The organism is Jeotgalibacillus sp. ET6 (genome assembly GCF_029667115.1).
GTDB lineage: Bacteria > Bacillota > Bacilli > Bacillales > Jeotgalibacillaceae > Jeotgalibacillus.
In genome coordinates this window covers 639,850-652,864 of the sequence record NZ_JARUIU010000001.1, presented here as the reverse complement: position 1 = coordinate 652,864, position 13,015 = coordinate 639,850, and the positions used below count along the sequence as shown (strand labels likewise).

Genomic DNA, 13,015 nt, shown 5'->3' with positions numbered 1-13,015 from the left:
CTAAAATAAGAAGGGAAGTGAAAATCGAATGACCGAAAGAAAATATCTCACTGTGAATGCATTAACGAAGTACATAAAAAGAAAATTTGATGCAGACCCTCACCTGACTAATCTGCATATACAGGGAGAAATCTCCAATTTTAAGCGTCATTCAAGCGGGCATTGTTATTTTACCTTGAAGGATGATAAAGCGAGAATTCTTTCTGTGATGTTTTCTGCTAACAGCAGCAAATTGAAATTCACCCCTGAAAATGGCATGATGGTGCTTATTACAGCGGACGCCTCCGTTTATGAAGCATCCGGTCAATATCAGTTATATGTAAAATCCATGCAGCCTGAAGGCGTTGGAGCTCTTTTTTTAGCGTATGAGCAATTAAAGGAAAAGCTCGCAAAAGAAGGTTTATTTGATCTTTCACATAAAAGGCCTCTGCCGTTATACCCGAAGATAATCGGCGTCGTCACTTCTCCAACAGGTGCTGTCATTCGGGATATCATCACCACTATACAGCGTAGATACCCCATAGCAAAGCTAAAGTTATTTCCAGCTTCTGTTCAAGGCGATAAAGCATCAGGCAGTATAGTAAAAGCAATGGATTTAGCCCAAAAAGATCCCTCTCTCGAATTGCTTATTGTTGGGAGAGGGGGCGGGTCCATTGAAGAACTATGGCCCTTTAATGAAGAAGCAGTCGCAAGGAAAATCGCGAATTTCCCGATCCCGGTGATTTCGGCTGTGGGGCATGAAACCGATACGACGATCGCTGACTTTGCAGCTGATTACCGTGCTCCAACCCCAACAGCAGCAGCAGAGATGGCAGTGCCTCATATTGAAGAGGTGCGTGAACGGCTGATGACAAAGCAAATGAGGAATATGAGAGCGATGAATGAACTGGTGAAACACAAAAAACATCAGCTAAGCATCCTTACAGGGTCCATAATTTTCAAAAAACCGGAAAGACTTTACCAGCAGCAGATGGAACGGCTCGACAGGCTCATGCTTCAAATGAAAAGAGAAGTATACAAGCTTTCAGAATCCCGCTTTGAAACACTTAAAGGGTTAAATCACCGACTTGAACGCATGCACCCAAATCAAATGATTTCGGTTCAAAAAGAACGTCTAAAGTCACATGATCGCTTAATATCCTATCGCATGAATGAAATCCTTAAACAAAAATCATCTCAGTTTAATGGTGCTCTAGGAACTTTGCAGGCGCTTAGTCCTCTGGGAGTTATGAAACGCGGATACAGTTTGGTATATGATAAAGAAGATAAATTAATTAAAGATGATTCAGCTATTGCAAGCGGGCAGGAAATCCGTGTTTCGCTGGTTTCTAAAGATTTATTATGCACTGTTAAAGAAATCAAGGAGCGTGACGTGAAATGACAGCAAAAAAACAACTGACATTTGAAGAAGCAATGAATGAACTTGAAACGATTGTATCAAAGCTGGAAGAAGGAGATGTGCCTCTAGAAGAAGCTTTAACCATTTATCAAAAAGGCATGGACCTATCTAAACTATGCCATGATAAGCTTCAGCACGCAGAAAAACAAATGGCAACCGTTATGACAGAAGATGGTGAAAAGCCTCTTGACCTGGAGACAGGAGAAGACCCGGTATGACGACTTTTGAATCCTTTGTGGAACAGTACAAAAAAGAGATCGAGCGTGAACTGGCTGCAGCAATGCATCAGTCAGGTGCTCCTGATTCGTTAAAAAAAGCAATGGCCTATTCACTTGATGCAGGGGGCAAACGCATCCGCCCGATTCTTGTTCTAGCCACCATCCATGCATTTGGTGAAGAATGTGAAAAAGGACTGCAAACAGCTGCTGCGTTAGAAATGGTTCATACGTATTCTCTCATCCATGATGATCTTCCAAGCATGGATGATGATGATTTAAGAAGGGGTAAGCCCACTAACCATATTGTGTTTGGTGAAGCACTTGCGATTCTTGCCGGTGATGCCTTATTGACACAAAGTTTTTCTCTCATTACTGCAAGCAGAATTTCTTCCGAACAAAAAGTAAGGCTGATTAGCGAACTTTCAAGATGTTCAGGTCCAGAAGGGATGGTTGGAGGACAGGTAGCAGACATTGAAGGGGAAAATAAAAAACTTTCAATCAGCGAGCTTGAATCTATCCATTTCAGAAAAACAGGCAGGCTGCTGCAATTTGCAGTGCTCGCTGGAGGTATAATCAGCGGTGCGACAGAATCTCAGCTTCGCCATCTTGAACAATTTGCCATGCATATAGGTCTTGCGTTTCAGATCCGCGATGATATCCTCGACGTTGAAGGAACGGAAGAAGAGATTGGAAAGCCGGTAGGAAGCGATGAATCGAGAAATAAAAGCACATATCCCGCGTTGCTTGGAATGGATGGAGCAAAGGAAAAGCTGGACTATCACATAGAAGAGGCAAAAAACAGATTAGAACTGCTTCAGTTTGAAAAGAGTCTTCTGCTCTCTATTACAGACATGATCGCTGCACGCAGCTCATAAGCTTCCCGCTAAAAAAAATCTATAATTTATGTTACACTAATGGTTAATTGGGTGGTGCAGTATTCTAGTCGGTCTTCCGATTCCGAAGGTGGGCCTAAAAATCCACTAAAGGGCACATCGATGAAGTTCCTGGTCTTGGCTTGAGGCGCCCAGCTTTGGGCTTTTTCTGGGAGTAAGGTCTGCGGGCGATCCACAATGGCATGTGGGCGATGACCCGCAGACCGCGGAGGCTTTCGTTTTTTCAGCTGGCATTAGCGTATGCAAAAAAACGATTGTGTGAACCTGCGGGAGTGATGACAATCAACCGCAGTGTAGCCTGCCATGAGTGGAGAGTGAGGGGATTGCGGTTATAAGGAACACATTAGTTGGCCATTAATATGTTCTTTTCCGTCCGCATGAAATCATCTCTGCAAAAGAGGATAAGGGATCAGGTGAAAGGCTGCCGAGGAAATCTCCTAGACTGTCCGAAAAGCATGATTGAAGGATTACAGTGCGGACTAAGTGGCAATCCAGTCCGGCATATGGTGACATAGCTGATATCAATTTAAAGGGAAACCGCCAGTATGGCGACAGCTGGTATTGATTTGGGAAAACCTACTGGACCTAAGCCGTAATTTTAACTTCAATCATGACCCCCATTTTTTACTTAGATTAGTGAGGTACCTTAAATGAAAAATTTTTTACATAAAACACTAAAATGGAGTATAAGTATAGCCGTTATCACAGCTGTGTTAGCGGCTATTTTTTCGCTTGCATCCACAAGTGTTCTAAATCAGGTAAACTGGACCATTGGATTGGTTGTTGTTCTCGCCATTGTCATTATCGGAGTGTTTTTTGATATGCTGGGCATTGCCGCAGCTGCAGCGGATGAGAAGCCTTTCCATGCAATGGCTGCCAATAAAGTATATGGTGCTCGCCATTCGATACGTATTGTTCGCAATGCGGACCGGTTTGCGAGCTTTTGTAATGATGTAATCGGAGACATCGCGGGTATAATAAGCGGAGCAGCTGCGACAATCGTTATTATTCAGCTTGCAACTGAATTCCAAATGAATTCCGGGTCTTTACTTGAAAACAGTTTAAATATTGGTCTGACCTCTGTAATCGCTGCACTGACTGTAGGCGGCAAAGCAATCGGCAAGTCAGTTGCCATCGAATTTTCGCGAAATATTATATTTCAGGTCGGCAAAACCCTACAATTTGTTGAGGAAAAGCTACATATTGTTATAATAAAAGATACAAAGAAAATCAAATCGAAAAATCAGCAGGATAATTAACCTGGATGAAAGTGAGTGATCCCGATGGATGTTACAAAAATTAAGGATCCGTCCCTGTTAAAAAATATGGGGAAAGAAGAACTTGAAAAACTGAGTGAAGACATTCGGCATTTTTTAATCGAGAATTTATCACTAACTGGAGGTCATATAGGACCGAATCTTGGTGTGGTGGAACTCACGCTGGCCCTTCACAAGCACTTTGACTCTCCTACCGATAAATTGCTGTGGGATGTCGGTCATCAGTCGTATGTTCATAAGATATTAACAGGAAGAGGAAGCCAATTTGGCTCCCTTCGACAATTCAAAGGACTTTGCGGCTTTCCCAAAATGGTTGAAAGCGAGCATGACGTCTGGGAAACAGGACACAGCTCCACTTCTTTATCAGCTGCAATGGGGATGGCGATTGCGCGGGATATTAAAGGAGATTCAAATTACGTCGTTCCAATCATCGGTGATGGCGCATTAACGGGCGGTATGGCCTTAGAAGCGCTAAATCATATTGGACATGAAAAAAAGGACCTTACCGTTATTTTAAACGATAACGAAATGTCTATTGCTCCAAATGTAGGAGCGCTGCATAGTGTACTTGGAAGGCTGCGTACAGCTGGAAAATATAATTGGGCAAAAGATGAATTGGAATATCTCCTTAAAAAGATACCGGCAGTCGGCGGAAAGCTTGCTACAACAGCTGAGCGCGTTAAAGACAGTTTAAAATATCTACTTGTATCAGGAGTGTTTTTCGAAGAGCTGGGCTTTACTTACCTTGGACCGGTAGACGGTCATAATTTTGAAGAATTGGAAGAGAATATTCAATATGCTAAGAAAACAAAAGGGCCCGTTCTTCTTCACGTTATAACCAAAAAAGGTAAAGGGTTTAATCCGGCAGAAACGGATACCGTTGGGACCTGGCATGGGACAGGCCCTTACAAAATTGATACAGGCGATTTAATTAAATCGAAGAATCTTGCTCCTGCCTGGAGTTCTTTAGTGAGTGAAACAGTGAGAAGGTTGGCTAGAGAGGACGAACGGATTGTGGCAGTAACGCCAGCCATGCCGGTTGGATCAAAACTAGAAGGTTTTGCCAGTGAATTTCCTGACAGAATGTTTGATGTAGGAATTGCTGAACAGCATGCAACTACACTATCTGCTGGACTTGCCACTCAGAATATGAAGCCGTTTCTGGCAATTTATTCAACATTCCTTCAGCGGGCCTATGATCAGGTAGTGCATGATATCTGCAGACAAAACCTGAATGTCTTTATTGGCATTGACCGTTCAGGATTAGTCGGCGCAGATGGTGAAACACATCAGGGTGTTTTTGATATCGCTTTTCTAAGACATCTCCCAAATATGGTTGTGATGATGCCGAAGGATGAAAATGAAGGGCAGCATATGGTGAACACCGCAATCGATTATAATGGCGGCCCTATTGCCATGAGATATCCAAGAGGCAATGGACTTGGAGTGAAAATGGATAAAGAGCTTAAAACCATTCCAATTGGCAGCTGGGAAGTCCTGAGCCCTGGTACTGATGCTGTCATCCTTACGTTTGGCACAACCATTCCTCTAGCTAAGAGTGCAGCAGAAAAACTTGCAAAAAAAGGCATATCAGCAAGAGTTGTAAATGCACGGTTTATTAAGCCTCTTGATGAAGCCATGCTGAAAGACTTATTTGCTGAAGGCCTGCCCATCCTGACTATAGAGGAAGCAGTTCTGCAAGGCGGATTTGGCAGTGCAGTCATAGAATTTGCTCACGATCATGGCGCAGAACATGTACGAATCGAACGAATGGGAATTCCCGATCAGTTTATTGAACACGGCAGTGTAGATAAATTATTAGAAGAAATTAATCTTACGGATGACAGAGCGGTAGAAGTTATTCAAACGCTTGCTCCAGTTAAACAGCAAAGGGCGTAATCATGAAAGTACAAAAGCAGCGAATCGATATTATGCTGGTTGATCAGGGACTGGCAGAAACACGTGAAAAAGCAAAAAGATCCATTATGGCCGGGATTGTCTATGCAAATGAAGTACGGCTGGACAAACCAGGAGAGAAAATTCCTGAAGATACGGTCCTAACGATCAAAGGCAACGTCCTTCCCTATGTCAGCAGGGGGGGACTTAAGCTTGAAAAAGCGCTTCAGTACTTTTCTATCGATGTAAAAGATAAGAAGATGATTGATGTAGGCTCATCTACAGGCGGTTTTACAGACTGCGCTCTCCAAAATGGGGCAGCCATGTCTTATGCTGTTGATGTAGGGAGCAATCAGCTTGCCTGGAAACTTCGTCAGGATGAACGTGTCGTGGTGATGGAAAAAACTAATTTTCGTTATCTAACTCCGGAGGCATTAATAAAAGGGGCACCTGATTTTGCATCCATTGACGTCTCCTTTATTTCTTTAAGGATCATATTACCGGTTCTTAAAACCTTGCTTATGAACGAAAGTGATATTATTGCCCTTGTTAAACCGCAATTTGAAGCAGGACGGGAGCAAGTAGGCAAAAAGGGAATCGTTAGAGAGTCAGGCATCCATGTAGAAGTCTTAAGCCGTATTATTGATTTTGCCGTTGCAGAAGGATATGAAATTGCCGGTGCAACGCATTCGCCAATTACCGGTGGTGATGGAAATATTGAATTTCTGCTTCATTTAAAATGGACGGGACACTCCGGGCTCAGCCAACTGCCTGAAGTTAATGTAAAGGGCATTGTAAAAGAGGCGCATAATGAATTTAAAGCAGTAAAATAAAGAGCCGTCTGAAACCGAATCCTTAACAGCTAGTTAAGGAATGGTTTCAGCCGGCTTTTTTTAAAAAAGTACAGTGGCTTTCCTGCTTTTAATGTACAAATTTCCTTATATACGTTAGGATAAACGTATATAGAAGTATAAATATTCATTATGAAACCTGGAGTGAAAAAAATGATTAATAAAGGCCAGCGTCACATTAAAATAAGAGAAATCATTGTCAACAATGATATTGAAACACAAGATGAGTTAGTAGACCAGCTTAAAAACGCAGGGTTTCCAGTCACCCAGGCAACTATTTCCAGAGACATCAAAGAGCTTCATCTGGTAAAAGTCCCATTAATTGACGGCCGTTACAAATACAGCCTTCCGGCAGATCAGCGATTTAACCCCCTGCAAAAATTGAAGCGCACACTAACAGATGCCTTTGTACGCATAGATGGAGCAGGGCATCTTCTTGTAATGAAAACACTGCCCGGGAATGCAAACGCTATCGGCGCGTTAATTGATAACCTGGACTGGGATGAAATAATGGGCACAATCTGCGGAGATGATACGTGTTTAATTATCTGTAAACGGGAAGAGGATACTTCCATCATTTCTCAGCGATTTATCGATATGCTTTAGTAGATTGAGGTGAAGAGACATGCTACAGGAACTATCTATACGTAATTTTGCCATTATTGACGAACTTTCTTTATCTCTTGAAGAAGGATTGACCGTCCTAACCGGAGAGACTGGGGCAGGAAAATCCATTATTATTGATGCGGTTCAATTGCTCGTCGGGGGTAGAGGATCATCAGAGTTTGTTCGTCACGGTGAGAAGAAAGCGGAAATTGAAGGGATTTTTATTATCCATGATGATCATCCCTGCTACGGGAAATGTGAGGAGCTTGGAATAGACATTGAAGACGGAATGGTCCTGTTAAAGAGGGATATATCGCAGTCCGGAAAAAGCGCGTGCAGAGTAAATGGAAAGCTTGTCACGATTGCGCTGTTAAGAGAAGTAGGATCAACCCTCATTGATGTACATGGTCAGCATGAAAGTCAGGAGCTTATGGATGAAACGAAGCATTTGCTTCTTCTTGATCAGTTCGGAAGTCAGGATATTACACCTGCTAAATCTGCTTATTTTGAACTGTTTGAGGAATATGAACAAGTGCAGAGACAAATCCGTGCTTTGACTGAGGATGAACAGCAAATGGCCCATCGTCTTGACTTGATCCAATTTCAATTTAATGAAATTGAGGAAGCAGAACTTCAGCTGGGGGAAGATGAGCAGTTAACGGAAGAGAAAATCCGTCTGGCAAATTTTGAGCGTTTATTCAGCTCTCTGCAAACCGCATACAATGCGCTGCAGGGAGACCAGAAAGGTCTTGACTGGATTGGACTTTCCATGTCTAATCTTGAACAATCAGCTGAAATAGATTCTGCACTTGGTAAAACAAGTGAAAGTGTGGCCAACAGCTTTTATTTGCTCGAAGAAGCAGCTCAATCTATACGCCAGCAGCTTGATTCGCTTGAATTTGATCCGGACAGACTGCAGGTTATTGAAGATCGATTAAATGAAATTAATCAGCTGAAGCGAAAGTACGGCTCATCGATTGAGGAGATTGTTCATTTCGCTGCAGCAATTGAGGAAGAAATTGAATCCATTACAAATCGCGATTCCACCATTAAAGAACTTGAATTAAAAAGGGCTTCAATTATAGAAGACCTTCAATTAGAAGCGGATCATTTAACAGCTGTCAGACAGCAATGGGCAAACAATCTTACAGATGAAATTCACGATCAGCTCCAGGCATTGCATATGAACAAAGCGATCTTTGAAGTGCGGTTTCACCAATCATCGGTTCGTAACGCTAAAAAATTCCATTTTAAAAAAGATGGAGTGGATACAGTTGAATTTTTTATTTCCACAAACCCCGGTGAGCCTTTAAAGCCGTTGACAAAAGTAGCTTCCGGCGGTGAAATTTCCAGAATCATGCTGGCGCTGAAGACCATTTTTTCCAAGCACCAGGGGATTACTTCTATCATATTTGATGAAGTGGATACCGGTGTCAGCGGCAGGGTTGCTCAGGCAATTGCAGAAAAAATTTATGCAGTATCGGTTCATTCACAGGTGCTGTGCATTTCGCATCTTCCCCAAGTCGCTGCAATTAGCGACAGACATCTGTTTATATCAAAAGAAGTTAAAAATGACAGGACCATCACTCATGTAGAGCCACTCGAGAAACAGGACCGGGTTTTGGAAATCAGCAGAATGATTTCAGGAGTTGAAATTACAGATCTTACGCTCAGTCATGCAAAAGAATTGCTGGACCTTGCACACTCCATAAAGAAAACTGCGGTATCTTGATGCCAGTTTATCCAGTCATTTTCAGACATAATGAAGGAATCATGCAAGAGCCTATTTCATTATGCAAAGTCATCCATTTACGGATGGCTTTTTATTTTTTTGTATGTGATAATTCCCCTCGATTTCGCTCACATTAAGAAAGTACTCGGCAGTCTAGAAGGGGGGAAAAGATTTGAGAATTAATAAAGTATTGATGATATTGAGCATAAATATGTTTTTGTTGTTCCCTTCAATGGACGAATCGATACACGCTTCTTCTGTAAAATTAATTCCTGGCGGACAATCGATTGGGATTTCCCTGGAAACAAACGGGGTTATGATCGTCGGGTTTCATTCAGTAAATGATTCATCGATTGAAGACACGCCAGCGACAAAAGCAGGACTTGAAGTAGGGGACACGTTAAGGAAGATAAATGGAGTATCGGTATCCACAGCAGCCGATCTGTCACAGGTTCTTTCCCAGCAAACAAAAACAAAGAAAAATATTCAGCTTGAAATTGAACGGGACGGAAAAGTAAAAAAAATATCAGTAGAGCCTACTTTTAATGAGGATGGTATTCCTCAATTGGGATTGTATGTCCGGCATCACACTCAAGGCATCGGGACCGTATCGTATATTGACCCTCAAACCGGACAATTTGGCGCTTTAGGTCACGTTGTAGCCGATGCAGAAACGAAACGGGCAGTTGATATGAGAAAAGGGACCGTTATGCAAACTCATATTGACGGCATCCAAAAAGGAATCTCCGGAAAGCCTGGAGGTAAAATTGCAATATTTTCCACCAATGACCCGATATTGGGATCAGTTTCACGAAATTCTCAGTATGGAATATTTGGTAACCTCCAGGATGTCCCTGCACATGAACTTTTTAAAAGCCCGCTTTCTGTAGCCAAACAGTCCGAAATTAAAGAAGGAAAGGCTGAAATGCTGACTGTTCTCAGGGATAACACAATCGAACGTTTTTCCATTGAAATAGTTCGAGCTAAAACGCAGGCACCTGGTGGAATTACAGGTATGCTGGTTAGGATCACAGATGAGAAGCTTATTGAAAAAACGGGAGGCATTATTCAAGGAATGAGCGGAAGTCCGATTATTCAAAATGGCAAACTCGTCGGAGCTGTTACCCATGTGCTAGTTCATGATCCTACATCCGGATATGCCCTTACCATTGAAGAAATGATTAAACAAAGCGGCCAATCCTCTTTGCAAAAAAAGGCATCCTAGTTCCCGGTTCTAGGACAGTCCGAATTTGATATTAACCAACAACAGGCGAACTACGCCTGTTTTTTATTTTTTTAAAAAGTAAAACTATTTCAAAAGCACTAAATTAAATGCGTTTTCATTTTATGCCCAAAATGATCTGGTGATTTTTTTATTCCCGTGGTACACTACTTTACATAGATTGATTCGACAGAATGTCTAAAATTGTTGAAATATATCAAAAAAGAGAGTATTTGTGAGGAAAGATAAGATATACAATGATTTTTTAAAAAAAATTTTCAACTGAGAGGGTTTCTGATCTGGGATGTCGAATGGTTTGTAGGGAAGATTAATTCGAATGAGGAGGATTTACAAAGTGGATAAAATCAGAGTGTGCATTGTAGATGATAATAGAGAACTGGTGGCGACATTAGAGCAATATATATCGAATCAGACTGATATGGAAGTAGTGGCAACTGCTTATAATGGACAGGATTGTTTAGAGGTTTTAAACGAGACCGAGGTCGACGTCTGCCTGTTAGATATTATCATGCCTCACATTGATGGTCTGAATGTCCTTGAGCGTATGCGTCAGATGGAGCTTCCGAAACACCCTCATGTCATCATGCTGACTGCTTTCGGACAAGAAGATGTGACGACAAAAGCGGTTGAGCTTGGTGCAGCTTATTTTATCCTTAAACCTTTTGATATGGAAAACCTTGTTCAGAATATTCGTCAGGTGCGCGGCAAAAATGTACAATCACATGCCAGCAGCACGCGCAGAGTTCCAAGGGAAACAGCCTCCAAACCGAAAAATTTAGATGCGAGCATTACAGGTATCATCCATGAAATTGGCGTTCCTGCCCACATTAAGGGATATATGTACCTGCGTGAGGCGATTTCTATGGTATATCACGACATTGAGCTGCTGGGCTCCATTACAAAAGTTCTTTACCCGGATATCGGAAAGAAATTTAATACAACTGCTTCACGTGTAGAACGCGCTATTCGGCATGCCATTGAGGTGGCATGGAACAGAGGCAATGTGGATGCAATTTCTAATCTGTTTGGCTACACCGTCTCCGTCGCTAAATCCAAGCCAACGAATTCAGAATTCATCGCCATGGTGGCAGATAAGCTGAGACTTGAGCATAAAGCGAGTTAATGCCCGAGGATGAAAAAAACTGCATAGCAATACGATGCGCCTTTAGTAACTGACGATATGTCCGTTCAGAGGCGTTTTTTTTATTCCTAAATCTTTTGCAGAGGAAGTGGGAGTAAGATCAGGAACCTCAAAATATATTGAATGGACGAAGAGTATATGGAGGAGGCTGACATGAAGATCATTAGCTCAAAACGAACAGGTATTCCCAGGCTGGCATGGTGTTTAATAAAAGAGATTAATGAACCGATAATTAAATTGCTGCACGGCTCAGATGTAGAAGCAGAGGATGAATTCTTTATTGAAGGAGTGTGGGATGGGGAGTATGTAAAAAAAGAAATACATACTGCCCACGCGCTTATGGGAAGCGGTGGATGCATTCATGACAATAAATTGATCGTCTGCTGCCCCTCTCATACTTCTGAGGGGCTCTATTCCTTAAAAGCAGATAACGGTTCATTGTATATATCCAATTCCATTCCGTTTATTCTGACTCAGTCTAATCATTTTCTCGATCCCGATTATCCTGATTATGAAAGTGATATGTTAAGCATTTCGGATGGACTTGATTCCTATAAAAAATCCATACCTTTAATCGGAAATCAATTATCGATTCATTACTTCTGCAATTTATTGATCAATCAGCAGGGAGATATCGAGGTCCGGAAAAAAATTCGGACGAAAGATTTTATGAATTATGAGGATTATTACACCACGCTGCTCGACACATTAAAAAAAATATCAGACAATGCAAGTGATGGTGAAAGAACTTCAATAAAGTATAAGCCTATTGTATTTTGTTCTACGGGGTACGACTCCACTGCTTGTGCAGCGCTTGGCAGGAAGATAGGCTGCAGTGAGGCAGTTGTATATGAAAGTAAAAGATCGTACAAAAAAGACAGTGGAAAAGCAATTGTTGAAAGATTAGGGTACGAAAAAGTTGTGGAAAAACATGAACTGGACTATTTGCACTACAGCACTGCACATGAATTTGTTTCATCGGGTGAGCTGGGTACATCTATATTTTTTGCTTCCTCAGAAGCCGAATTAGCAGGTAAATTTCTTTTAAGCGGATCTCATGGAGACGTGATTTGGAATAAAAAACTTCCTGCTTCTGATGATATAAAGCGGTCATTTTATCCGGACACCGCAAAAAAAGAATTCAGACTGCGAGTTGGATTTATAAATGTACTAGTTCCTTTTTTTAACGTGCAAAGCTTTGCCAGCATTAACTGTATTTCTAATTCAGAAGAAATGCAGCCATGGTCTCTGTCAAATAGTTATGATCGTCCAATTCCCAGAAGAATTGCAGAAAATGCAGGAGTTCCAAGAGAATGGTTTGGAACTAAGAAACATGGCGGAGCTGGCAGTAATTTAAGGTTTGCGAATCTTTGGCATTTAAAGAAGGTAATGTCTTATGAAAGCTTTAGCTCATTCTACGCATTTTACCTCAAAACTAAGCGGTTGAGATTGAAATGCTTTAAAAGACATATTCCATATTTATTGTACTGTGCAAATATAGTTTTGGAGGCAAAAGGCATCGGAGTACTTGAAAGAATGCTTAAAATCAGCAACTGGGACCGAAAGCTGAAATGCAGTCCGTGGGCACCTTCCTATTTATTTTTGTGGGGAACAGATGAGCTGAGAAAAATGTATAAAGCAAATCAGTTAAGGGACAATTCAGCTCTTTTGGTCTAACGGCCGGTTTCAAATAGAGGGAATTGATGATCGGAATGAGAGTTTTTTTGTCGTATGAGGGTAATGACATAGAATAAGGATT

The 13,015-nt window shown here is 41.6% G+C and carries 11 protein-coding genes; all 11 read left to right on the top strand.

Features of this window, described 5'->3' with window-relative positions; translation table 11 throughout:
- Positions 1–28 precede the first annotated feature (28 nt).
- Positions 29–1,381 carry an exodeoxyribonuclease VII large subunit gene (xseA, locus tag P6709_RS03295; RefSeq protein WP_278239453.1) on the top strand — a complete coding sequence of 451 codons (1,353 nt, stop codon included), beginning with the start codon at positions 29–31 and terminating at the stop codon, positions 1,379–1,381.
- Complete coding sequence (locus P6709_RS03290) at positions 1,378–1,617, top strand: exodeoxyribonuclease VII small subunit (RefSeq protein WP_278239452.1); 240 nt, start codon at positions 1,378–1,380, stop codon at positions 1,615–1,617. Before xseA ends, P6709_RS03290 begins: the two co-directional genes overlap by 4 nt.
- Entirely contained in the window at positions 1,614–2,492 is an 879-nt protein-coding gene (locus P6709_RS03285; RefSeq protein ID WP_278239451.1) for a polyprenyl synthetase family protein, read from the top strand. Before P6709_RS03290 ends, P6709_RS03285 begins: the two co-directional genes overlap by 4 nt.
- Positions 2,493–3,160: 668 nt before the next feature.
- A complete protein-coding gene (locus P6709_RS03280) occupies positions 3,161–3,769 on the top strand; it encodes a hypothetical protein (protein ID WP_278239450.1) in 609 nt (202 codons plus the stop codon).
- A 24-nt stretch (positions 3,770–3,793) separates the two neighbouring features.
- Complete coding sequence (gene dxs, locus P6709_RS03275; protein WP_278239449.1) at positions 3,794–5,686, top strand: 1-deoxy-D-xylulose-5-phosphate synthase; 1,893 nt, start codon at positions 3,794–3,796, stop codon at positions 5,684–5,686.
- A gap of 2 nt (positions 5,687–5,688) precedes the next feature.
- Positions 5,689–6,516, top strand: coding sequence for a TlyA family RNA methyltransferase (locus tag P6709_RS03270; RefSeq protein ID WP_278239448.1), 828 nt, complete (start codon positions 5,689–5,691; stop codon positions 6,514–6,516).
- A 174-nt stretch (positions 6,517–6,690) separates the two neighbouring features.
- A complete protein-coding gene (gene ahrC / locus P6709_RS03265; RefSeq protein WP_278239794.1) occupies positions 6,691–7,140 on the top strand; it encodes a transcriptional regulator AhrC/ArgR in 450 nt (149 codons plus the stop codon).
- 19 nt (positions 7,141–7,159) lie between these two features.
- Positions 7,160–8,872 (top strand): DNA repair protein RecN, encoded by a 1,713-nt coding sequence (gene recN / locus P6709_RS03260; protein ID WP_278239447.1) that lies wholly within the window; start codon positions 7,160–7,162, stop codon positions 8,870–8,872.
- A 172-nt stretch (positions 8,873–9,044) separates the two neighbouring features.
- Entirely contained in the window at positions 9,045–10,097 is a 1,053-nt protein-coding gene (gene spoIVB / locus P6709_RS03255) for a SpoIVB peptidase (RefSeq protein WP_278239446.1), read from the top strand.
- Positions 10,098–10,449: 352 nt separating this feature from the next.
- Positions 10,450–11,238, top strand: coding sequence for a sporulation transcription factor Spo0A (gene spo0A / locus P6709_RS03250; RefSeq protein WP_278239445.1), 789 nt, complete (start codon positions 10,450–10,452; stop codon positions 11,236–11,238).
- Positions 11,239–11,409: 171 nt separating this feature from the next.
- Positions 11,410–12,933: a hypothetical protein gene (locus P6709_RS03245; protein ID WP_278239444.1), complete on the top strand. Its 1,524-nt coding sequence runs from the start codon at positions 11,410–11,412 to the stop codon at positions 12,931–12,933.
- Positions 12,934–13,015: the final 82 nt, after the last annotated feature.

Bases quoted from the DNA above. Each gene is read 5' to 3' on its own strand.
- xseA (WP_278239453.1), top strand. From the start codon at position 29: ATGACCGAAAGAAAATATCTCACTGTGAATGCATTAACGAAGTACATA.
- P6709_RS03290 (WP_278239452.1), top strand. From the start codon at position 1,378: ATGACAGCAAAAAAACAACTGACATTTGAAGAAGCAATGAATGAACTT.
- P6709_RS03285 (WP_278239451.1), top strand. From the start codon at position 1,614: ATGACGACTTTTGAATCCTTTGTGGAACAGTACAAAAAAGAGATCGAG.
- P6709_RS03280 (WP_278239450.1), top strand. From the start codon at position 3,161: ATGAAAAATTTTTTACATAAAACACTAAAATGGAGTATAAGTATAGCC.
- dxs (WP_278239449.1), top strand. From the start codon at position 3,794: ATGGATGTTACAAAAATTAAGGATCCGTCCCTGTTAAAAAATATGGGG.
- P6709_RS03270 (WP_278239448.1), top strand. From the start codon at position 5,689: ATGAAAGTACAAAAGCAGCGAATCGATATTATGCTGGTTGATCAGGGA.
- recN (WP_278239447.1), top strand. From the start codon at position 7,160: ATGCTACAGGAACTATCTATACGTAATTTTGCCATTATTGACGAACTT.
- P6709_RS03245 (WP_278239444.1), top strand. From the start codon at position 11,410: ATGAAGATCATTAGCTCAAAACGAACAGGTATTCCCAGGCTGGCATGG.